The 19,411-nt window shown below is 69.4% G+C and carries 23 protein-coding genes and 3 pseudogenes; 7 read left to right on the top strand and 19 right to left on the bottom strand.

The genetic code is table 11. From position 1 onward, the window contains the following. The 3 genes and pseudogenes from ABZS71_RS23525 to ABZS71_RS23515 form a co-directional block, all read left to right on the top strand. A pseudogene (locus ABZS71_RS23525) lies at positions 1-150 on the top strand (ATP-binding protein); the annotation flags it as partial. A gap of 142 nt (positions 151-292) precedes the next feature. Then, positions 293-649, top strand: coding sequence for a hypothetical protein (locus ABZS71_RS23520; protein WP_356213193.1), 357 nt, complete (start codon positions 293-295; stop codon positions 647-649). Then, on the top strand, positions 646-897 hold the full coding sequence (locus tag ABZS71_RS23515; protein WP_355845377.1) for a hypothetical protein: 252 nt from the start codon (positions 646-648) through the stop codon (positions 895-897). Before ABZS71_RS23520 ends, ABZS71_RS23515 begins: the two co-directional genes overlap by 4 nt. 123 nt (positions 898-1,020) lie before the next feature. Here the strand turns inward: ABZS71_RS23515 and ABZS71_RS23510 are convergent, their stop codons facing one another. Together ABZS71_RS23510 and ABZS71_RS23505 are read right to left on the bottom strand one after the other, a co-directional pair. Beyond that, the gene (locus ABZS71_RS23510) at positions 1,021-1,233 is read right to left on the bottom strand and encodes a DUF397 domain-containing protein (RefSeq protein ID WP_356213190.1); all 213 of its coding nucleotides are present in this window, start codon (positions 1,231-1,233) and stop codon (positions 1,021-1,023) included. After that, positions 1,230-2,090 carry a helix-turn-helix transcriptional regulator gene (locus tag ABZS71_RS23505; protein ID WP_356213202.1) on the bottom strand — a complete coding sequence of 287 codons (861 nt, stop codon included), beginning with the start codon at positions 2,088-2,090 and terminating at the stop codon, positions 1,230-1,232. The genes ABZS71_RS23510 and ABZS71_RS23505 overlap by 4 nt, the downstream gene beginning before the upstream one ends. Positions 2,091-2,250: 160 nt before the next feature. Here ABZS71_RS23505 and ABZS71_RS23500 point away from each other — a divergent pair. Further along, positions 2,251-2,562 (top strand): annotated as a pseudogene (locus ABZS71_RS23500) (ATP-binding protein); the annotation flags it as partial. Positions 2,563-2,685: 123 nt separating this feature from the next. On the opposite strand, the gene ABZS71_RS23495 reads toward ABZS71_RS23500, so the two are convergent. The 8 genes from ABZS71_RS23495 to ABZS71_RS23460 form a co-directional block, all read right to left on the bottom strand. Beyond that, positions 2,686-3,765, bottom strand: coding sequence for a radical SAM protein (locus tag ABZS71_RS23495; RefSeq protein WP_355845383.1), 1,080 nt, complete (start codon positions 3,763-3,765; stop codon positions 2,686-2,688). Between the two features lie 59 nt (positions 3,766-3,824). Next, positions 3,825-4,364 carry a CYTH domain-containing protein gene (locus tag ABZS71_RS23490; protein ID WP_355845386.1) on the bottom strand — a complete coding sequence of 180 codons (540 nt, stop codon included), beginning with the start codon at positions 4,362-4,364 and terminating at the stop codon, positions 3,825-3,827. Between the two features lie 90 nt (positions 4,365-4,454). Further along, positions 4,455-4,856, bottom strand: coding sequence for a hypothetical protein (locus ABZS71_RS23485; RefSeq protein ID WP_355845389.1), 402 nt, complete (start codon positions 4,854-4,856; stop codon positions 4,455-4,457). 215 nt (positions 4,857-5,071) lie between these two features. Further along, on the bottom strand, positions 5,072-5,314 hold the full coding sequence (locus ABZS71_RS23480; protein ID WP_355845392.1) for a hypothetical protein: 243 nt from the start codon (positions 5,312-5,314) through the stop codon (positions 5,072-5,074). 87 nt (positions 5,315-5,401) lie between these two features. Further along, positions 5,402-6,250 carry a helix-turn-helix transcriptional regulator gene (locus ABZS71_RS23475; protein WP_355845395.1) on the bottom strand — a complete coding sequence of 283 codons (849 nt, stop codon included), beginning with the start codon at positions 6,248-6,250 and terminating at the stop codon, positions 5,402-5,404. Beyond that, positions 6,247-6,987, bottom strand: coding sequence for a DUF6879 family protein (locus ABZS71_RS23470; RefSeq protein ID WP_355845398.1), 741 nt, complete (start codon positions 6,985-6,987; stop codon positions 6,247-6,249). Before ABZS71_RS23470 ends, ABZS71_RS23475 begins: the two co-directional genes overlap by 4 nt. 134 nt (positions 6,988-7,121) lie before the next feature. After that, positions 7,122-7,655 carry a hypothetical protein gene (locus ABZS71_RS23465; RefSeq protein WP_355845401.1) on the bottom strand — a complete coding sequence of 178 codons (534 nt, stop codon included), beginning with the start codon at positions 7,653-7,655 and terminating at the stop codon, positions 7,122-7,124. Positions 7,656-7,903: 248 nt separating this feature from the next. After that, positions 7,904-8,491: a DUF1942 domain-containing protein gene (locus ABZS71_RS23460; protein WP_356213186.1), complete on the bottom strand. Its 588-nt coding sequence runs from the start codon at positions 8,489-8,491 to the stop codon at positions 7,904-7,906. A 338-nt stretch (positions 8,492-8,829) separates the two neighbouring features. On the opposite strand from ABZS71_RS23460, the gene ABZS71_RS23455 reads away from it, so the two are divergent. Further along, on the top strand, positions 8,830-9,342 hold the full coding sequence (locus ABZS71_RS23455) for an ATP-binding protein (protein WP_356213182.1): 513 nt from the start codon (positions 8,830-8,832) through the stop codon (positions 9,340-9,342). Positions 9,343-9,376: 34 nt separating this feature from the next. On the opposite strand, the gene ABZS71_RS23450 is transcribed toward ABZS71_RS23455, so the two are convergent. From ABZS71_RS23450 to ABZS71_RS23425, 6 genes are all read right to left on the bottom strand, one after another. Continuing rightward, positions 9,377-9,832, bottom strand: coding sequence for an NUDIX hydrolase (locus tag ABZS71_RS23450; RefSeq protein ID WP_355845410.1), 456 nt, complete (start codon positions 9,830-9,832; stop codon positions 9,377-9,379). Between the two features lie 18 nt (positions 9,833-9,850). After that, on the bottom strand, positions 9,851-10,645 hold the full coding sequence (locus ABZS71_RS23445; protein ID WP_355845413.1) for an STM4013/SEN3800 family hydrolase: 795 nt from the start codon (positions 10,643-10,645) through the stop codon (positions 9,851-9,853). Next, positions 10,642-11,139 (bottom strand): hypothetical protein, encoded by a 498-nt coding sequence (locus ABZS71_RS23440; protein WP_355845415.1) that lies wholly within the window; start codon positions 11,137-11,139, stop codon positions 10,642-10,644. Before ABZS71_RS23440 ends, ABZS71_RS23445 begins: the two co-directional genes overlap by 4 nt. Continuing rightward, on the bottom strand, positions 11,132-11,770 hold the full coding sequence (locus ABZS71_RS23435) for a thymidylate kinase (protein ID WP_355845418.1): 639 nt from the start codon (positions 11,768-11,770) through the stop codon (positions 11,132-11,134). Before ABZS71_RS23435 ends, ABZS71_RS23440 begins: the two co-directional genes overlap by 8 nt. After that, positions 11,767-12,783: a radical SAM protein gene (locus ABZS71_RS23430; protein ID WP_356213179.1), complete on the bottom strand. Its 1,017-nt coding sequence runs from the start codon at positions 12,781-12,783 to the stop codon at positions 11,767-11,769. The genes ABZS71_RS23435 and ABZS71_RS23430 overlap by 4 nt, the downstream gene beginning before the upstream one ends. 316 nt (positions 12,784-13,099) lie before the next feature. Further along, on the bottom strand, positions 13,100-13,555 hold the full coding sequence (locus ABZS71_RS23425; RefSeq protein ID WP_355845424.1) for an ATP-binding protein: 456 nt from the start codon (positions 13,553-13,555) through the stop codon (positions 13,100-13,102). A gap of 551 nt (positions 13,556-14,106) precedes the next feature. Between ABZS71_RS23425 and ABZS71_RS23420 the strand changes: the two genes are divergently transcribed. Beyond that, positions 14,107-15,429, top strand: a complete 1,323-nt coding sequence (locus ABZS71_RS23420; protein ID WP_356213176.1) for a DNA-binding protein — start codon at positions 14,107-14,109, stop codon at positions 15,427-15,429. 13 nt (positions 15,430-15,442) lie between these two features. Here ABZS71_RS23420 and ABZS71_RS23415 read toward each other — a convergent pair whose 3' ends face one another. Beyond that, a complete protein-coding gene (locus tag ABZS71_RS23415; protein WP_356213173.1) occupies positions 15,443-16,471 on the bottom strand; it encodes an NAD-dependent epimerase/dehydratase family protein in 1,029 nt (342 codons plus the stop codon). 243 nt (positions 16,472-16,714) lie between these two features. On the opposite strand from ABZS71_RS23415, the gene ABZS71_RS23410 reads away from it, so the two are divergent. Then, the gene (locus ABZS71_RS23410; RefSeq protein ID WP_356213170.1) at positions 16,715-18,301 is read left to right on the top strand and encodes a serine/threonine-protein kinase; all 1,587 of its coding nucleotides are present in this window, start codon (positions 16,715-16,717) and stop codon (positions 18,299-18,301) included. A 250-nt stretch (positions 18,302-18,551) separates the two neighbouring features. Here the strand turns inward: ABZS71_RS23410 and ABZS71_RS23405 are convergent. Both ABZS71_RS23405 and ABZS71_RS23400 read right to left on the bottom strand, forming a co-directional pair. After that, positions 18,552-18,722, bottom strand: a pseudogene (locus tag ABZS71_RS23405) (HNH endonuclease family protein); the annotation flags it as partial. Between the two features lie 61 nt (positions 18,723-18,783). Further along, positions 18,784-19,086 (bottom strand): hypothetical protein, encoded by a 303-nt coding sequence (locus ABZS71_RS23400; RefSeq protein ID WP_356213167.1) that lies wholly within the window; start codon positions 19,084-19,086, stop codon positions 18,784-18,786. Between the last annotated feature and the right edge of the window lie 325 nt (positions 19,087-19,411).

Here is a 19,411-nt window from a genome sequence, read left to right as displayed (position 1 = left end):
ATGAACAGTGAGACCGCTGCCCCCGACCCCGTCCCCCGGCCCACCAACCCCACAGGCCACTTCGCGATGCGCTTCAGCTCCACCCCGCGCGGCGCACGGCTCGCCCGGCGTCTTGCCGGGCAGCGGTTGGACGCATGGGGCATCCCCTACGACTGTCGCCGAGCTCGCCCCGGACCGCAGCGCCCGCAAGGCCGCGCGGCGGATGATCCGCTGCGAGGAGGGTCTGGACGACGACGTCTGATGCGTACGCCCCGGCTGGATATGCTGGCCGGGGCACCCTTTGGAGGACATCGTGAGCACACAGCCGGACCACGGCACGGAGCTGGTCCCGCGCCCCGAACGTACCCCCGACGCCGTCCGCGTGGCGCTCGCCCGGATCGCTCCTCACCGCCTGGACGAGATGGAAAAGCACAAGGAAGAAGCACTCGCCGCCGCCATTAGGACTAGCAAGATCGGGCACCTTCAGCACTGGCTGACCCACTGGGCCGCTCAGGTGGAGATCGAGCGTCGGCCCGATCTCTCCGCACGCCGTAGCCGTGCTCTCGCCACGATCCACGGCACGACCAGCAAGGACGACCCCGCATTCCGATCCGGCATGGACGAGCTGCGTGCCGTCGAGGACGTGGCGACGCAGGCGGTGGCCGAGTGACGTGGAGGTGGGAGTACGACCCCAGCGAGGCGTACGTCATCGACGGAGCACCGCCGGCGTTCGTTGCCGAGGTCGAGAAGAAAGCTGACGAGCTGGTGCGGGCTGCTGCGGCCTTCTACCTCGACGGAACGCGGTACGAAGGGCTGGGCCCGAAGGGAGATACCGCACATGTCGACAGCGGATTCTTCGTCTACCTCATCGTTCCCCGGCATGAATGCGTATACGTTCGCCAAGTGACCTGGATCTGAGCCGGTGGTCGGTCCCCGGCTCTTCGGAGCACGGGCGTCTTTCTGTCTCAGCTAACCGTGCAAGACGTGGGGGCCCAGCCGCCACTGCGAGTAGGCCCCCCACAGGGGTTACGAAGGTACGGCTCAGATGGTCTGGTCGGCGGCCAGCCGGACGAGCCCGGCCCACGCGTCGGGGGTGACTGTCAGAACCGGTCCGGATCGGACCTTCGAGTCCCGGATGTGTACGGCCCCGGGAGCCTCGGCGACCTCGACGCATTCGCCGCCGTTGCCCGTGCTGTAACTGCTCTTGAACCAAGCGGCTTCCGGCACAGCCGCCCTGCTGTGCTGCACGTTCATGCCTCTCCCATCAGTTGCTCGATGAGCGCCGACGACTCGCTCGGGGTCAGCGCCTGTGATCGGAGGATGCCATAGCGGGCTTCGAGCGTACGGACGTACGAGGTATCGGTGTAGAGGCGACTGTCGTCTTGGACCTCCGCGTACGCGATGCGGTGCCCCTTGTCGGTGTCGATCAATGTGAAGGGGCCGCCGAGCGCGGCGTGGTCCTCGCGTCCGATCGGCATGACCTGTACTTCTACATTCCTCGATTGCCCAGTGAGCAAGATCTGTTCCAGGGTCCCGCGCATAGTTTTCAGGCCGCCGAGCTGCCTGCGCAGCACCGCTTCCTCGATGACGAAACTCATCAGAGGGGCCGGGCGGCGGGAGAAGATGCTCTGCCGCACCATACGAGCTTCCAAGCGCTGCTCGATTACGTCGTCCTCCAGCAGCGGGCGCTGCATCTGGAAGACAGCCCGTGCGTAGTCCTCCGTCTGCAACAGCCCAGGGACGGCGTACAGGGCATACACATTCAGCGCCGTCGCCCGAGCCTCCAACCGCGCCGCGTCCCGGAAGAACGCCGGATACTGCGCCCGCCCCACCTCCTCCTTCAGCGCCTTGAGGACGCCCCCGGCGTCCAGCACCTCGTCCGCGCGGTCGATGAACCTCGGCGGGGGAATCCGCCGCCCCTGCTCGAAGGAAGCGATCGACTGCGCCGCGTAGCCCGTGAGCTTCCCGAACTCCGGCCGATCCAGGCCCGCCCGTACCCGCAGCAGCTTCAACTGCCTCCCGAACGCCGTCACCACGCCCGATCCCGGCTCGTCCTCCGGCCTCGGCCCGGCGTCCTCGCGCGCGCCCGCGGCCTGCTCCACCGACTCCATCGGCTCCACCGCCTCCCCGGCCCGGTTCCCCGGCCCAACGCGCCCGTCCCGAGCCGGTCACGCGGCGCGCCTCGTACAGCCCCCGCCCCGTCGCGTACAACCGGAACGCGACCGCGAGTCACCACTGGTCACGCTACGCCACCGCCGGGACCAATGGAGCATGAACAGTGAGACCGCTGCGCCCGGCAGCATCGCCAGGCCCACCAGCCCCGCCGGCCACTTCGAGATGCGCTTCAGCTCCACCCCGCGCGGCGCACGGCTCGCCCGGCGTCTTGCCTGGCAGCGATTGGACGCATGGGGCATCCCCTACGACTGCGACACGCACCACGCGCTGACCCTCATCGTCGCCGAGCTCGCCGCCAACGCCGTCCGGCACGGCCGGGTCCCCGGCCGCGACTTCCACCTCCCGTTGGCCTGCGACGCCACGACCGTACGGATCGAGGTCACCGACACCCGCGCCGAAGGCGTTCCGGCCGTGGCGACGCACTGCCACAACGGCAGGCCGCCCGTACCGGGTACTGGGGAATGCATGAGCCCGCCCGTCCTCTCGCCACGAGGGCGGGGGTGCAGAGGACGGGCGGGCGTCTATGGGCGGTCAGCCGGGGTGCGGTTCGCTGGCTGCCGCTGGCACGGTGTGCAGCCGGGTCAGCCGCGCCACCTCATCATCACGGAAGGCCGCCACCTCGCGGCAGCGCTGACTCATCACGAACTCGCCGAGCGACAGGCACAGGTCCATGCGCTGGATGCACACGCCGACCATGAACGGGCCGCCTACGGCGCGGTACAGCCGGACCCCGTAGTACCCCTCCTGGCAGTCGTCGGGGTTGTTGAACCGGCAGTCGGCGCAGGTTTCGGGTAGGCGTACAGGCCGGATGCTCTTGGCGTACAGCGTGCGCCCGTTCGGCAGGCGGTACCGCACCCGCTGATCGGACGCCCCGGCCGTGATGATGCGGCGGACCGGCACGGCACCCAGGTGGTCGACGACGTTCTGCATGGCGTCCAGGGAGGCGCCCCCGTCCTCCAGCGATACAAGCATCCGGACCACGACGGAGCGGCCGTGTCGCTCGATGATGCGGAGCACGCGGTCGACGTGGCCACGGTCGGGGATCACGATGTTGGCGGAGACCTTGATGCCGTGCGCGGTCGCGGTCTCGATCGTCGCGTCGAGGGCGGCCAACTTGCGCTCGGCGAGCTTCGGCGAGGCAAGCCGCGGGGCCTGGACGGCGGCGAGCTCGGCCGGGGTGGTGCCGAACACGGACAGGTTGATGCGGTCGAGTCCGGCTGCCGCGGCGGCGGGCAGGACCGCGGCGCCGTTCTCGCCGTTCGAGGTGAGCCCGACGGTGAGTCCGAGGCGCCGGGCGATGGTGATCAGGCCGGGCAGGTCGGGGTGCAGGGTCGGCTCGCCGCCGGTGAAGTGCACTTCGTTCGTGGGGAGGCTGCCGCGAACAGCAGCGAGGGCCTGGGCGAAGTCGGCGTCTGCGGCGATCCGGTCGGGCAGGAAGTCGGCGCCGTTGGTGCGGAGGTAGATGGAGACGCGTCCGGTGCGGCCCGGCGCGGCGACGGGTGTTCCCTCGTTGTGGCAGAACGAGCAGGCGAGGCCGCACGCGTCGATGATCTTCACACGCAGGGTGCGGTCCGGTTTCACCTCCACCGGCACGTCGCTCAGGTCGTGCATGGTGCCCCCTTCTCCGGGCGGCCGGGGATCGGTGCCCCGGCCGGTTCGCAAGCGCCGGCCTACTCGAAGCGCAGGTCGGCGATGGAGTCCAGGTCGATGCCGTACAGGCCGTAGACCTTCGTGGTGTTGATCGATGTGAGCTGGTCGTGGCCGATGCCCAGCGCGGCGGCGGCCGCCCACACCTGTGCTTCGTCGTCGGCCTCGATCTCCAGGTACGGCGGGATGCGCGGCCACTCGTCGACCTCAAGGCGGACTGCGCCGAGGGTGTACGAGGTGCGTCGGTTCTCCTGGTAGCCGCGAGGCGTCAGGCCGGCGAGCTGCAGCAGCGCGGCGGCTTCCTCGAAGCTGTCGACGGTCACCTCGGTCTCGTGGGTCCCGTCGACGGCGTCCGTGGTGATCTGCTTCACGCACAGGGTGACCTCGGTTCCCGTGTCGCGTAGCCGCACCCAGCGGCCGGGGACAGCCGGGATGGTGTCGTACACGTACCGCCGCATGAGGCGGGGACCGGTTGTGCAGGTGCCGTCGGCCTCGGTGATGAGCCGCGCCATTTTCGCGGGGTCGATGTCGAGGGCCTTCGCTTCGAACTCGATGCCTGCCATGGGGGTCTCCGATCGCTGGTCGCTGCTGGTATCTCAACAACCGTGCAGCGTATGGGGCCGCAGCCTGGGTGCCGTCCTCGGTGGGCGGGGTTACAGGCGGGTGCCGACGGCGATGGTGTCGTTGCCCGCGAGCCGGAGGATTGCCCGGAGGACGATCGGCAGACGGCGCTCGTCGAGGTCCTCCACCGAGGCGAGGGTGGTGATCCCGGTGCCGACCATGGACAGCACCAAGCTGAGGAACACGCGCTGCTGCTCGTCGAGGCCGAGTCCGTACTGGAGCCCGGACAGTCCTTCGAAGTCGGCCTTCTGGCCGCGGCTGGTGTCGACGATCAGGGCGTGGCGGACGGCCGGCACCGACAGGATGGTCTGTTCCTCGACCAGCGCCTGCACGGCGGCCCGGACGCGTGACGACTTCGCGGTGCGCACCAGCTGCTTGCACAGCCTCGGCAGCTCGTCGGTGGCCTCGGGCGTCTCGGTCTCGGTGGTGGTCATGCCGATGCCTCCGCTGGGCGTCGGTACCCGCCAGGGCCGAATGCGGCGGCGAGTACGGCAGGGTCAGTGAGTTGGCCAGAGCCGTCCGGGCGCGTGAGCCAGAACCGGCCGCAAGCCGGCCAGCCCGTCGGCGGTCAGTGCAGGGGCCAGCCGATCGGATGCACGGTCACCACCCGCAGGTCGGCCAGCTCGCCGACGGCGTTGAGCGGCACGAGCTACCAGACGGTGTCCAAGGTCGGATCGGCCACGACCGGGCCTCGGTGCTCGGGGCGGATCCGGGTGTGCGCCTGCATACTCGCGACGAGCGGGGCCTCAACCACCAGCCACGTCTTGCCGGACCGGATCGGCGCCAGTGCCTCAAGGTTCCACGCCTCACGCACGAGGGCGGGGTGTGCGGAGCAGCCAGCCAGCCACGCGTCTCCCGCCTCGTACCGCTCGGTGCACTTCGGTAGGGCCATGAACGGGACGCTACGTAGGATGATTGCGCCTCTGGGCGGCGATTGCGCGCGATTGCGCACCCGGTAGGGAGGCTTGCGACCGGTTGCTCAGGCGAGGTCGAGAGACGCCCTCGCACGGCCGATCAGGCGCCGCGCCGGGGGACCGTACTCGGCGGACTCGGCGAGCCAGTCCCACGCCCGCTCGTACAGATGCACGTCGTCGTCGCCAGTCAGCCACAGCTCCTCGCCGATGGTCTCGACGATGACGAGTCGCCGGTCGTAGATCCAGAAGGCGTGTGGCGCGGTGCGGCGCAGCTGAGTGCCGAAGGGCAGGATGCCGAGTTCGATACGGCGCTGCCCGACGAGGTTGTACAGCCGCTCCAGTTGCTCGGCCATCACCTCGACCGGGCACGAGCGGTGATACAGGGCCGCTTCGCAGACGAGGAACCGGAACGTCTTCTCGGGGTCGTACAGCGCTTGCTGACGGCGCATGCGCGTCTCGACGGCCGCCTCGGTGGTGGGTGGGATGCCGCGGAACTCGGCGTTGCTGTCGAAGATGACCCGCGCGTACTCGGGGGTCTGGAACAGGCCCGGGATACGGGAAACCTCAAGGCCCCGGATCAGCGTCGTGTTCTCGGTCTGCCGGACGGCGATCTCCTGCCGGCCGCGATGCCCGCCCGCGAGCTGCCGGCGCCACGAGCGGTGCCGCTGCTTCATGTCCAGGCCGGCGAGCAGGCCGTGCAGTTCGGGCTCGGCGTCCGGGCGGCCCACGGCCTTCGCCCAGGCGGTCAGATCCGCCCGGGTCGGGGTCTGCTTGCCGTTCTGCAGGCGGGAGACCTTCGACGTCTGCCAGCCCGCCTTGCTGGCGATGTCTTTGCCTTCCAGGCCGGCCTCGGCGCGGAGTTCCCGCAGGCGCGCGCCCAGGGCTTCACGTGCGGTCTGGAAGTCGGTGGTCACACGGTCGAAGCTACCCGCTTCGCGAACTCGGCTGTAGGCACTGCGTGATGCCAGGCAGCGTCCCGGGCCTGGCAGGCGGCAAGCACCTCGGCGGGGTCTTCGGTGACGTGCACGCCGAGGGTGGTGTCGTCCTCGTCGAACTCGAACCGGGCGACGATCTTCGAGTCGAACAGCCAGAAGTCGTAGTCGGGCAGACGCAGGGCGCAGGCTTCGCCGCGGGGCAGGTACCGGATGTCCTCGCCGGCCGCGACGTTGCTGGGCGCGCGGGCCAGCAGGAACTGCTGCCCCTGGGGCAGGGGCTCGTCGGCCAGGCGGACGCGCTCGAACCGCTTGCCCTGCTCGACCTGGGCGTGGACGTTCTCCCGCCACGCGTTGGCCGGCTCATTGGCGACGTCCTCACCGGCGAGCCACTTCGACCAGAGCGGGGACTGGCGGTCGGAGGCGTAGCCGCGACGGGTCTCCAGCCGGAACGCGGTGTGCCGGAACTCACGGAACAGGTGCGAGATCGAGGCGAACGGCTGGAGCCCGGGCACAGCGCTGCGGGGCGCGTATCGAGTCAGGAGGCTGCGGGGGACGCGGACGAACGTCTCAGTCGGCTTGACGTCCCGTAGCTGTACGAGGTGCTGGGGGTCGGTCTCTCGGTCTCCCTGCACGAGGATCTCGTCTGTGCCCTCGATCTCGTACAGGGTGGGGCAGTCACCGTCATCGCTGGTGGTGCCGAGGAACCTGAGCGCCATGTCGCCTCCGAGTCCTGGTGGGTTGGAGGTCCAGGATGCGGGGTGGTTGCGCGGTGGCGCTCGCGGATTGCGGCAGATTGCTGGCCGAGGACAGTGGCTACAGATTGCTCGCAACTGGAGTCCGACTGCTGCGCTCAGCTCTCGGTTACGGGTTCCCCAGCGGGCGTCGCCTGCCGAGGGAAGCGGGTCATGCCGGTCACCTTCGCACGGGCGTTCCACCCTGCGCGGAAGAGGTCGCTCCGCAGCGCCTCCATCTCCGCGGCCGTGGCTTCCATCTCGGCAACGGTGATCTTCGTGACTCTCTGCCCGAGTGTCCGCCTGAGAGGCTTAGCGGCTTCCAAGCCGATACCGTCCTCTGCCCGCATGTACAGCGAGTGCACGATCAAGTTCCTCTTGTCCTTGAGTACCTTCGCTCGGACGAGGCACCGCTGAACCTCAGCCACGTCATCGGCGAGCATCTCGACCTCGTACGTCTTCAGAGCCAGCTCGCACAGTTCGATGAGCCGTGCCGTGCCCTCGGCGTTGGCCAGCTGGAGAAGGGTGGGCTCGAAAGCGAGCTGGCCGAGGAGATTGTGCAGGCTGAAGTCGAGGTTGGCGCCGGCAACGGTCACTCGGCCGACGGCTTCAAGGAACGGGTTGCGCTCGGGCGTGGCGGCGTTCGAGGTCATGGCCGGGATGGTACGGCCGCCGACCGGGACAGTGCAGGCGAATATGGGCACCGGCACGGCGGCCCTGTAACCGTATGGGGTAGCGGGTGGCCTGGGCCTGACCTGCATGTTCCCGCACTGATAGCACTCGCTTGGCACACGTCTTGGACGCACGAATGCCCCGCACGACCGTCGAGGCCGTGCAGGGGCAGTGTGGGGCAGCGCCGCTGCCCCGGCCACGCGGGGATGAGCTCGCCAGCGGGCGACTGCTATGCCTTCGGGATCGCCCACTCGACAGTGTCACGGTCTGCCGCGCCGTAGACCACGCTGTCGGGTCGGCTTCCGCGCTCGACGTCGAATGTGATCTTGCCTCGGAGGCAGTCACCAGGGTTGACGGTGGCGCCGTTGGTTGCGTACTCGGGCTTGGGCACGCCGGACCCGCTGAAGATGGGGACATCCAGGCGCGTGTCATCAGGGAAGCCGAGCGCCCAGGGCTCCTGAGAGACCGTCACGGAGCTGCTCTTTGAGTCGACGCACACCTTCACTTCCAACACGGCCCACTCCGGGTTCTTGGAGTCGGCGATGTCGTCGGGGAGGCCGACGTCGGCGGCGGGCTGGGTGTAGTTGAGGACGGTCGTGGTACCGCTGATCGGGCTGCTGTCCTCGTCGGTGTCGGTCCACTTCCAGCCGGAGCCGAACGGGAGCGGCTTGGGAGGCGCCGACGCCTTTGCAGGGGCCTTGCTGCTGGCGGCTTGGCTGGGTTTGTCGGCGTTGCTCTGCGTGGCACTGTCACCGTCGTTGCAGGCGGTGAGGGCGAGCAGCAGGGCTGCGGTCGTGGTGATGGTGCGGGTGCGCATCATGCGTCCCGTGAAGGTCGAACGTGGGGGATGTGGTCGTGTTGTGACCGTATCGGCCGGTCAGGGCAGGGGCAGGTCCACGGGTCGCGGCCTCGCGGCGCCTGAGCGTCCTCAACCGCAGCGGTGTGGGCCCCACGCGTTCGCCGGGCTGGATACCCCGAGGCCAACCGACTCCATCGGCTCCACCGCCTCCCCGGCCCAGTTCCCCGGCCCAACGCGCCCGCCCCGAGCCGGTCATGCCGCGCGCCTCGTACACCTCCCGCCCCGTCGCGTACAACCGGCACGCGACGGCGCGTCACCACTGGTCACGCTACGCCACCGTCGGGAGCCTTGAGGGCATGAACAGTGAGACCGCTGCCCCCGACCCCGTCCCCCGGCCCACCAACCCCACAGGCCACTTCGCGATGCGCTTCAGCTCCACCCCGCGCGGCGCGCGGCTCGCCCGGCGTCTTGCCGGGCAGCGGCTCGACGCGTGGGGCATCCCCTACGACTGCGACACGCACCACGCGCTGACGCTGATCGTCGCCGAGCTCGCCGCCAACGCCGTCCGGCACGGCCTGGTCCCCGGCCGCGACTTCCGCCTCGCGGTGGCCTGCGACGCCATGACCGTACGGATCGAGGTCACCGACACCCGCACCGAGGGCGTACCGGTCGTAGCGACGCCCACGGACCTCCGCGACACCGGCCGCGGCCTGTTCCTGGTGGAGCACCTCGCCGACCGCTGGGACTGGCACCCGCGCCGGGACGGCCCCGGCAAGACGGTCTGGGCGGAGTACGCCCTGCCGGCGCCGGGCCGACCGGCCGCCGCACCCTCCTGCCCGTCGTCCACCGCCGCGACCGTGCCCATGTAGCTGGACTTGAACCAGGACTCCGTCGTACCTCTGTTCATCGCTCTCCTCGCTGGGAGATGGCCTCTTGGGCGAGCAGCAGTGCAAGGGGGCCGCCTTGGAGCAGGAAGCGTCCGTCGATCGCGGCCTGGATCGCTTCAGGCATCGGCCACCACATCAGCTTGAAGTCCTCCTCGCACGGCGTGAGTTGCTGCGGTCCGAGGGTGAGGCCTTCGGCCAGGAAGAGGTGGATGCGGGCGGTGGAGTTCAGGGTGATGGCATATGAGCCGAGGGAGCGCCAGGAGAGGGCGGTGACCCCGGCTTCCTCACGCAGTTCGCGCCGCGCGCACTCCTCCGGACTCTCGCCGCTCTCCCGGCGCCCCCCGGGCAGGAACGCGTACTCGCCGCGATGCTGGGGGAATGCGGCGGTCAGGACGGCGACCAGGCCGTTTGCGTCACGGGCCACGATGACGGAAGCGTCGCGTGACGCCTCCCGCTGGGATGCGTCGGTCATGGCCCGGAGCGTATCGACCTATGCTGACAGCCACGCCGCGAAAGGCACGGCCAACACGGTCGGGTGAGCAATGCCACGGCCGTGGTAGCCGTCCTCCCCGAAGGCGTCTCCGTGGTCGGCACACATGATGATCAGCCACCTCCTGTCGCGGGTGAGCCCTTCGACCAGGCGGCCAAGGTGCTCGTCCGCGTACGCCACGGCGGCGGCCTGGGACCGCCACGAGTCGCCGCTGTCGCCGAGGTAGTGCCCGTGGGGGACGTGGGTCGCAGAGACGTTGATGAACAGGAAGATTGGTTGGGGAGCGTACTGCGCGGCGACCGTTAGGGCGTGGTCGACCTGGTGGCGGGTCGAGTCGGGTTCAGGGGAGCAGAACTCCGGTCGCCAGTGGTCCTCTTGGAACATGTCGGGCATCACTGACCCGAGCGGCGTCTCCCGCGAGAAGTACGTTACGCCGCCGACACACACGGTGCGGTATCTGTGCTCGGCGAGGCCGGTGAGAAGGTCCGGCGCGTCGAAGACGAACGTACCGGGGTCGACTTCTTTGAAGGCAGGCGGACGGCACTCCCACAACCGGGGCGGCTGTACAGGCTGCGGGAGCTTGGGGAGGAAGCCGGAGAAGAACGCGATATGCGCGGGCAGGGTGAAGGTGCCGGGGGTGCGCCGTTCCTCCCACTGGCCACCGGGCAGAAGTTTCGCCAGGCGGGGCGTCTGGCCGGCATGCATGACCGCGCGTGCGACGTCGTAGCGCAGGGAGTCCAGGGTGACGAACAGGATGCTGGTACCGCTGTCGATGACCTGTGCTGCGCTGATCACGGTGCCCCCACCAGGTCGCGCCGGTCCGTGATGCGTCCCTTGGCCCGCTCGTTCACCGGGAGCGGCACCTGGTCGGCGGCGATCATCTGGCGCACCTTCGCAATGCCGGTGTCCTCCGTGACCGGCTGCCCCAACGCGTCATAGAGGCGGATGCTGACCGTCCGTCGTCCACCGTCGTCGGCCGTGGATAGGAAGACGCCGGGGACGCCCCCGAGGTGCTTCATCGCTCGATGGAGCTGATCTTCGTCAGCGGTGCCGAGGTCGCAGACCAGGCAGCCGAAGTGCTGGGCGTTGATCGCCCCTTGGCACAGCCGCCGGTGGAACTCGGCGGTGGTGGGGTGTCCGTCGTACGCCACGGCCAATCGCCGTGCTTCGTGGACGACGACGAAGCACGCGCCGACCCACCAGGCCACGCCTTCGTGGATCTCGCCCGGGAACGCGCCGGCGATACAGCCGTCGCGGATGACAGCATCGGAGTCGATCGGGTTAAGCACGCCTGCCCTCCAGGTGCTTGACGATGATTTCGGCCAGGTCGTCCGGGCTGCGCCGGTCGGTGCGGAGCACGACCGCGCTGGGGTCTGCCTTGGCGATGGCATGGAAGTTCGCCCGGAGCCGGTCGAGGCGCCCCGGGACGTCGAACAGGTCGGTGTCGTCCCGCTTGACATCCGGCTTGCCCTCCAGCCGTTCCTTCAGCACGTCATCGGAGCCAAGGAGGTAGAACGTGGCGTCCGGCGCCACGAGGTACGACCTGAACGGTGCAATCAACTCCTGCACCTGGCCCAGGCCGACGCGGTTGACGGCGGCGTGGCAGGCCACGACCGAGGAGGCGTACCGGTCCGCGATCACCGGGCCCTCGCCGAGGCCGCGGCGTACGGCATCGGAGACGTGCAACAGGCCGGAGAGGTAGAAGGCGAGCTGCGGCAGTGGCCGGAGCCAGGCATTGGCCACGTCGGACCAGCCGCTGTGCGGGTCGGTGAGGGTGTGGATCGCCGTGCCGCAGATTCGCTTGGCCAACAGGCGGCTCAGCGTCGATTTCCCCACCCCCGAGACGCCCTCCAGGACGATGAACGGCCCCTCCCCGTCCTCTTTCGACTCGGGGGTGTATGGAGCGCCCAGGCGGTTCACAGGGTTCCCTCCGTGAAGGCGGTCACGTGCTGGGCCACGACCTCGGGGACCGCCTCCGGGGAGCCCAGCAGATGACGGATGTCCATGCGCAAGTCGTCCCGCAGCAAGCAGGGTTGGATTCCGCCGGCGTGGTCCAGACGCAGAGCCCAGAACCCCTCGACGCACCTGGCCCTGACCGGGCAGGTGCCGCACTGGCCGACGTGGTGGCGGCCCAATTCGCGGTGGATGACGTCGATCTCGATGCCGTCGATGCGGAAGATCCGCCGGCCTTGGCCGACGCCGGAGATCTCGACCTCCTCGTCATTGGTCAGGGTACGAAGGTGGTCGATGATGCTCTGGGTGCCGATCGCGGATCTCTTCCGGTCGGCGTTGAAGTCTGTGTCCACCAGCTCGATGAACTGCACGGGCAGGCGTCGTTCGAGCGCGAAGGCCAGGATGTCGCGCAGTTCGTGCGCGTTCTCACGCTGGACGAGTGTGTTCAGCTCCACCCGTTCGAACATCTCGCGGACCGCCTCGATCCCGTCGAGGATGGTCGCGATGCCGATGCGGGTGTCCGCGATTGCCGTCAGCGACTCATCCGAGAAGTAGTGAAGGGAGACCTTCACCTTGTCCAGGGCCGTCGTGGCAAGCCATTCCTGGTTCCTGCGGACCAGGGATCCGTTCGTGATCAGGGTGTAGGTGGTATCCGGCCCGTGCTCGGGAAGCCGGGTCAGGACCGACCGAGCCAGGGGCGACAGGAGCGGTTCGCCGCCGGTGAAGTACACCCGCTTCAGACCCGCTTCCATCAGCTCGCGCAGGACGTTCAGGAAGTCGCCGTCGGTCATCGCGCCTGGGCGTGGACGCGCATCGCGGTTGGCGTAGGCGAAGGGCGGCGGGACGTCGCCCTCGTTGTGGCAGAACCAGCACTTCTCGTTGCACTTCGGGGTCAAGGAGACCCTGAGCTGGCCGCGTAAGGCCGCGAAGTTCCGCAGCGCGGTCCAGTCCACGAAGGTATGCGGGAGGGGAATGCTCATGACCTTGCTCCTTCCATGTGATTCTGGTCGGGTGGTGCTCTCCGCGTGCAGGCCAGAAATGGGGACGGGAAAGCGTCCTGGGGCAGGGCGGCTACAGGGCCATGGCCGAGGCACTGCCTCTGACGGTTGGGGGGTGCGGCCGCCGGGGATCAAGGGCGCCCGGGAGTGGCCAAGAGCAGCGACAGAACGAGCGCGGTGACGGCGGCCATGTGGAGAACTTGAGCGGTGATCTGCCGACAGACCCGCCGGCGCCACCGGCAGCGGGGGCGTGTCTTCGCGGTGGCCAGTTCGAAGGTCTTGTCGAGTGGGTCGAGGATCACGGGCCGGACGCCCTCAGCTCGGCCCACACCGTTTTGCCGCCGCCGCGCATCGGGAGAATGTCCCACGCCGAGGCAAGGTCATCCACCACGGCCAGGCCGCGGCCGGTCTCGTCACCGTCGCCCGGCGTTCGCCGTACCACGCGGCGCGACGACGCATCCGTGACCCACACTCTGACCGTGTCCGGCTCCGGCTGCTGAAGCGTCAGTCTGCACCGGCCCGGCTCGTCCTCGGACGGCGCCGGGGGGCGCGCGTGCCGTACGGCGTTGGTCACCAGTTCCGACACGATCAACTCGGCGTCGTCGGCCAGTTCGTCGAGAGACCAGCACGCCAGCGTGGTACGTGTCGACATGCGGGCCAGGGTCACGGACGAAGCCACCAGGGACAGGGTCTGCGTGTACGTGGGCACAGCATGCTTGGCGAGCCCGGGCGGCAGGCTCGAGGACAGGATCATGACGCCGACTCCCGCACCCCATACATGCCCGCGCACAGGGTGCACGCGTACAGGCGGGCACCGGCCAGGCGGAGTATCCGGACGGGGAACCGGGAGTCCGGGGTACCGCTGCACCAGCAGCACGAGCCGCCCTCGCACTGCCTGTCGCTCAGCCTCTCCCAGTGAATCGCGGGGGCGTCCACAAGTTCACCGGCTGCGGGAGTAGGAATGGTGCTTTGCGTCGTCATGGGTCGTCTGCCTCGCCCTTGCGGTCGCGGTCGGCGCCCCGGTCCGGCCACCGACGGAGATCGGGGAGCGGGCGGGGCCTATCCCGTTCGAACTCCTGGTGGTTGTGGAGCGTCGAGCGGCGAGAGACAGATTCCGCCCAGCCTGGGTGCCTTCGCCATGCCCTACTGGGTGTCACCTGATGCTCGTTCAGGTGACATGCATGGCGTGCGGGTAGCGTCAACGTGTCATGTGCGATGAAGGCGTTGCGCTGCCGAGGGGTTGGCGGTTCCCCTTCCAGTTGAGGGAAACGTCGGCGCGAGCGCGCCGAGAGGCCAGGGAGCGACATGCGTAAGACAGCTCGGACGCTGCTGAAGGTCTTAGTGGATCAACGGCGTTGGCGTTATGTGGACTTCGAGCGCGCTTTCCGTCGTGCGGCGGCTCAGGTGCTTGCTGAGGAGTCCCGGAATTTGACGGTGTCCGAAGCGCAGTTTCGGCGCTGGACGTCCGGTCGGGTCCAGACCCTTCCGGGACCGGAGGCGTGCACCGTGCTGGAGCACATGTTCGGGGTCGATGCGGCAGCTCTGTTCGAGGCGCCTCCCTCTGTAGCACCTGCACCCGCGTTCAAACTGGAAGACGAAATTCTGATGACTGCACGTGACGCCCAGAGCGAGGCCGCTGAAACTGCCGCTGCTTCCATCTCTGATACGACCCTTGACCAGCTGCGGGACGACGTGGCCACGCTGGCGCGCGCCTACAGCAGCACCGCTCCCTTCGATGTGTTCCAGCGGGCGCGGGAATTGCGTGAGGAGGCCGAGACGCAGCGGGGCCGGACGCAGGTCCCGGCGCAATTGCAGAACTTGCTGATCGTGGCGGGTCAGGCGTGCGCGCTGCTGGCCACGTCGGCGTTCGACCTGGGGTCGCTGGACGGGGCGAAGCGCTTGTGCCGTTCTGCGGCTCTGTATGGGGAGACCGCGCGGTTCGATCCGCTGCGTGCGTTCGCCGGCGGGACGCTGGCGTACATTGCGTACTTCTCTAACCAGCCTGCGGAGGCCGCGCGCTTGGCGCGACAGGCCCAGATGTTCGCGGGGTTGGGAGACGTGGCACGGCGCAGGCTCGCAGCAATTGAGGCCCGTGCGTTCGGATACCTCGGCGATGTCGTCTCCGCACAGCGGGCGTTGGACGGCTCGCAGACCGATGGGCAGGGAGCGACGGACGACCTCCACGACGGTATGGCCGGAGAGTTCGGGTTCACCGCCGAACGGCTCGCGATGTCGAACAGCTCGACGTGCCTTCTGCTCGGCGACGGGGACCAAGCGGAGACCGCTGCCACGAGGGCTCTGAGGCTGGCGTCCCAGCGACCGGCGGCGCTGCGCTCGGCCCGCGTGATCGGCGGGGCAGGCGCAGACCTGGCCGCCGCCCGGCTGCTACGAGGCGACCTCGACGGCGCGGCCGAAGCCCTCGAACAGGTGTGGGCCGTGCCGCGCGATCAGCGCGCTACCGGCCTGCTGACCCGCACCGCACGGGTACGACGCGCGCTGACCGGCGAGCCGTTCAGGCGTGCGCAGCTCGCCGGGGAACTCGGTGAACGGATCGAGGACTTCACCCGCCTGTCCGCACAGCATCAGCTTGGAACCGGCTCCGGCCCGCTCTCCGCCCTGGAAGCCTGACGCCGCCCGCCCGTCAGTTCGCCCCCGAGAGAGACGTAAGAATCTTCGCCTCTTTCTCGGGGGCGATGCCGTGTTCAGCCCACCGGGGATGCTCGACAGGGCGCCCGTCGGCCTGGAGCCACGCCCACGTGTCGGCGATCGTCTCGTCCAGCGGACGGCAGCGCAGACCGGCAGCCACGGCCTGAGAGGGATCGACGGCCCACACCCCTGTGTGCGTGCGCCACAGGGGCAGTTCCGTCCACTGCTTGACTCCGTGGTGGGTGAGGTCTTCCGGAGCCGTCCAGACGGGCCGCCCTGCGCCGCCGGTCACGGTCAGGCAGGCGGTCACGAACTCTGCGAAGGTGAGCCCTTCGGGGTGGGCGACATTGAAGGCTCCACCAGCACTCGTATCCGCGGCCTGGTCCAGTGTGAAGGCGGCCACGTCGCGGACGTCGACGGGCTGAATCCGCCGCTCCGCCGGAGACGGCGCGAGGATCCACCCGCCGCGCTCAGCGCGGGTCAGCCACCAAGGCAGGCGGCCGACATACTCGCCGGGGCCGAGGATCACCCCGGGCCGCAGAAACACTGCTCGATCGCCGAGCGCTTCGCCCACTGCCCGCTCTCCGCCCGCCTTCTGGAACCCGTACTTCGTCGGCGACCCGTCGGGGCCGGTGTAGCCGAACGCGCTGTCGGCGTCCGCAGGGCAGACGAGAAGCGGCGAGTTCTCCGTGAGCGGGTGGTGCGGCCACCCCTCGTACACGGACACCGTAGACACGTGCACCCACCGCGCCGCCTGGTCGGCAAGAGCTCGCGCAGCGAGAAGCACGTCACGCGGCGGGAGTTCGGAACTCGACGTGTCCACCACGGCATCCCACGGGCCGTGCGAGGCCAACTGCTGAAGGTCTTCGGGGTTGGTCCGGTCGCCATGCACCGCATGCACACCGATGGCATCGGGCCCCGACCGGCCCCGGTTGAACGCCGAAACCTCCCACCCGCGCGCCAGCGCGCCCGCGACTACCTCTTTGCCCAGGAACCACGTACCACCGAGCACCAGCATCCTCATGGGTCCTGATCCTGCCGGGTGGGCCAACCAAGAGGAAAGTCAACGACGGAGGGATATCACCCTCGGACTACCCGATTGCATACGCCCTGCCGGCGGCAGGCCGACCGGCCGCCGCGCCCTCCTGCCCGTCGTCCACCGCCGCGCCCGGGCCCAGGTAGCACCGCGAGCCCTGGACGGCGGATCGACGCAGCGGTCACACTTGACCCCCGACAGTGACTGCTCATCACGCACACCGGGGGCAAGGTGCCGCAGGAGGCGATCTCCGACCGTTACGAACTCCTGGAGGAGCTCAGCCACGGCGGCATGGGCGACGTGTGGCGCGGCTACGACGCCGTGCTCGACCGGCCCGTCGCCGTGAAGCTCATCCGGCAGGCGTCGGTCACCTCCCCGCAGCTGGCCGAGGAGTTCGCCAAGCGCTTCCGCCGCGAGGCCCGCATCACCGCGCGCATCCAGCACCCTGGCGTGCCGCAGGTGTACGACGCGGTGCTCGACGCGTCGTACGAGCGGCTGTTCCTGGTGATGGAGCTCGTCGACGGCGTACCGCTGTCCGCCTACCTCGACCCCGGCCGGCCGCTGCCGGTCAGCTGGGCGGCCGCCGTCGCCGCGCAGGTCGCGACCGTGCTGTCGTACGCGCACGACGTGCCGGTGATCCACCGGGACCTCAAGCCGGGCAACATCCTCGTCGCACGCGACGGCACCGTGAAGGTCCTCGACTTCGGCATCGCGGCGATTCTGCGCACCGACGTCACCAAACTGACCGCCACCGGCAGCCCCATCGGCACCCACCAGTACATGTCGCCCGAGCAGGTCCGCGGCGGACGCATCACCCCGCAGACCGATCTGTACGCGCTGGGCTGTGTGCTGCACGAACTCCTCAGCGGGCACCTCGTGTTCGAGGCGGATGGCGAGTACCTGCTGATGTACCAGCACGTCAACGCCGCCCCCACCCCGCTGCGACAGCTGCGGCCCGACGTCCCCGAGGCGCTGGAGGAGCTGGTCCTGCACCTGCTGCGCAAGGCGCCCGAGGCGCGGCCCGCCGACACGCAGGAGGTGTACGCGCGGCTGCTGCCGTTTCTCCCGCCGCCGGGCCGGGAGCCCGGCACGGCCGATGCCGGGCCGGCCGGCGCGCCTGACCCCACGGGCGTGTTCCATCACCCTTTCGCGCCCCGCGCCCGCGCCCAGGCCCCGGCGCCCGGTGGCTCGACGCCGACAGCCGTCCTCCCGGGGGCCCAGCCGGTGCCCGTCCCCGCCCGGCTGCGCGAGGACATCAAGGAGGCGTATGCCCACTCCGACGCCCTGCTGGAGGAGGAGCGGTTCGCGCAGGCCGCCGAAGTGCTCGGCGAGGTCATCGAACCCGCGGCCCTCGCCCTCGGCTCCGAGAACAAGCAAGTCCTGGCGCTGCGCCGCCGGCGAGCGGCGATCCGCCTCCTCGGCGGCGACTTCCGGGCCGCCCTGCCCGAGTTCGACGCCCTCGCCGACGCGTACGCCCGCATCGCCGGACCCACCGGCGAGCAGGCCCGCGCCTGCCGGGCCCAGGCGGCCCGGTGCCGCGCCGAACTCGGCCAGGTCACCGACGCGCTCGCCGCGCTCCAGGGCGTGCTGAACGTCGTGCGGGCCGTCGACAGCGACGTGAGCGAGGAAGCCGTGGAGCTACGGCACAACATCGGGATGCTGCTGCTCGCCCAGGGCCGGGCCGTCGAAGCCCGGCAGGTCCTCGAACCGCTCCACCAGGACATGTGCATGGTGTTCGGCCCCGACGACGAGATGACCGCCGAGATCGCCGAGGCACTCGCCGTGATCCGCCTCGGCCTCGACGGTTCGGCTTCCTGACCCGGGTCCCCCAGAAGCGGCATCGGGCGAAACCATGCTGCTCACGACGAGTTCGGATGTGCGCCGCATCGGTGACCACAACGTTTGAGCCGAGCTTCCTGGGTTGGTTGCGACAGCCCGCAAACGCATGAGCCCTGCGGGCGCTGCTGTCCCTGACTCCTTACACATCCCACTCGTCGGCCAGCAGCCCCAGGAGCCGCTGCTGCCGCTTCCGCAGCAGTTCCGGCTTCCACTCCTGGTGCTGCAGCACCTGGCTGGTCAGGGCGAACGTGGAGACGCCGTGCCTGCCGGTGAAGTACTTGGCCTTCTTCTCGGTGAAGTCGTAGTTCTGGGCGTAGGCGTTCTTCGTCCGGTTGAGCAGGACGAGGTTGCCCAGCCGGTGCGTCCACTGACCACGCTGCTCGTCGGTGAAGTACCGCAGCCACTGCGACTGCTGCTTCGGGTTCTGCGGCAGCAGTGCTCGAGGTGATCAGGGTGTGGTCTTACGAGACTCCGGGCTTTCCGGCCAGCATCTCGTCCAGGCGCAGCAGGACGTACTTACGGGTCTTGGTGACGAGGTATATGTCGCCGTCCAGGTGCGCGAGAGTCTCGGCCTTCTCCGTGTCCGTCAGGGCGAAGGACGTCGCGTCCATGCCCTTGCCGGCGTTGCGTTCGCGCAGGAGGTCCGCGTAACGCGTGACGCGGGGAGTGGTGTAGACGCGGCGGATGAACATGCTGGCCGCCAGCCGCTCCAGTGCGCCGAAGAATCTGTCGAGCCAGGCCGGGTCACCACCGTGGTTACGCAACGCCCACAGGGCCTCAGCCCGGACCGCTCCTGTGCTCAGCGGCCCAGGCGGCGTGGGCGCACAGACGGCCGAGGCCCCGACACCCTGATAGGTGCGGGGCCTTGTCGTCCCCAAGGGATCTGCGGTGCTCACGACTTCGACGGCCGCGGCTGAGCTCGGCCGTCTCCCCCGCTCTCGTTCCCATGGCATACGGTCGCTTGCCAGTTTCCAGCTCGACTCCGTGGAACCGCTCCGGGTCGGCGAAGGCCGTGGCGGCCGCCGTGGCGATGTCGGCGACCGCGACGAGACGGACCGGCTGCTCGGCCTGGCCGTGGCGGGTGTCGGC

Source organism: Streptomyces sp. NPDC005393, from assembly GCF_040606675.1.
Lineage (GTDB): Bacteria > Actinomycetota > Actinomycetes > Streptomycetales > Streptomycetaceae > Streptomyces.
Note: the sequence above shows the minus strand (reverse complement) of the source record. Positions and strands in the feature narration are given on the sequence as shown.

Excerpts from the sequence above, each read along its gene's own strand:
- ABZS71_RS23510 (WP_356213190.1), bottom strand. The coding sequence starts at position 1,233 with ATGAACGTGCAGCACAGCAGGGCGGCTGTGCCGGAAGCCGCTTGGTTC.
- ABZS71_RS23505 (WP_356213202.1), bottom strand. The coding sequence starts at position 2,090 with ATGGAGTCGGTGGAGCAGGCCGCGGGCGCGCGCGAGGACGCCGGGCCG.
- ABZS71_RS23495 (WP_355845383.1), bottom strand. The coding sequence starts at position 3,765 with ATGCACGACCTGAGCGACGTGCCGGTGGAGGTGAAACCGGACCGCACC.
- ABZS71_RS23490 (WP_355845386.1), bottom strand. The coding sequence starts at position 4,364 with ATGGCAGGCATCGAGTTCGAAGCGAAGGCCCTCGACATCGACCCCGCG.
- ABZS71_RS23485 (WP_355845389.1), bottom strand. The coding sequence starts at position 4,856 with ATGACCACCACCGAGACCGAGACGCCCGAGGCCACCGACGAGCTGCCG.
- ABZS71_RS23480 (WP_355845392.1), bottom strand. The coding sequence starts at position 5,314 with ATGGCCCTACCGAAGTGCACCGAGCGGTACGAGGCGGGAGACGCGTGG.
- ABZS71_RS23470 (WP_355845398.1), bottom strand. The coding sequence starts at position 6,987 with ATGGCGCTCAGGTTCCTCGGCACCACCAGCGATGACGGTGACTGCCCC.
- ABZS71_RS23465 (WP_355845401.1), bottom strand. The coding sequence starts at position 7,655 with ATGACCTCGAACGCCGCCACGCCCGAGCGCAACCCGTTCCTTGAAGCC.
- ABZS71_RS23460 (WP_356213186.1), bottom strand. The coding sequence starts at position 8,491 with ATGCGCACCCGCACCATCACCACGACCGCAGCCCTGCTGCTCGCCCTC.
- ABZS71_RS23455 (WP_356213182.1), top strand. The coding sequence starts at position 8,830 with ATGAACAGTGAGACCGCTGCCCCCGACCCCGTCCCCCGGCCCACCAAC.
- ABZS71_RS23450 (WP_355845410.1), bottom strand. The coding sequence starts at position 9,832 with ATGACCGACGCATCCCAGCGGGAGGCGTCACGCGACGCTTCCGTCATC.
- ABZS71_RS23430 (WP_356213179.1), bottom strand. The coding sequence starts at position 12,783 with ATGAGCATTCCCCTCCCGCATACCTTCGTGGACTGGACCGCGCTGCGG.
- ABZS71_RS23425 (WP_355845424.1), bottom strand. The coding sequence starts at position 13,555 with ATGATCCTGTCCTCGAGCCTGCCGCCCGGGCTCGCCAAGCATGCTGTG.
- ABZS71_RS23420 (WP_356213176.1), top strand. The coding sequence starts at position 14,107 with ATGCGTAAGACAGCTCGGACGCTGCTGAAGGTCTTAGTGGATCAACGG.
- ABZS71_RS23415 (WP_356213173.1), bottom strand. The coding sequence starts at position 16,471 with ATGAGGATGCTGGTGCTCGGTGGTACGTGGTTCCTGGGCAAAGAGGTA.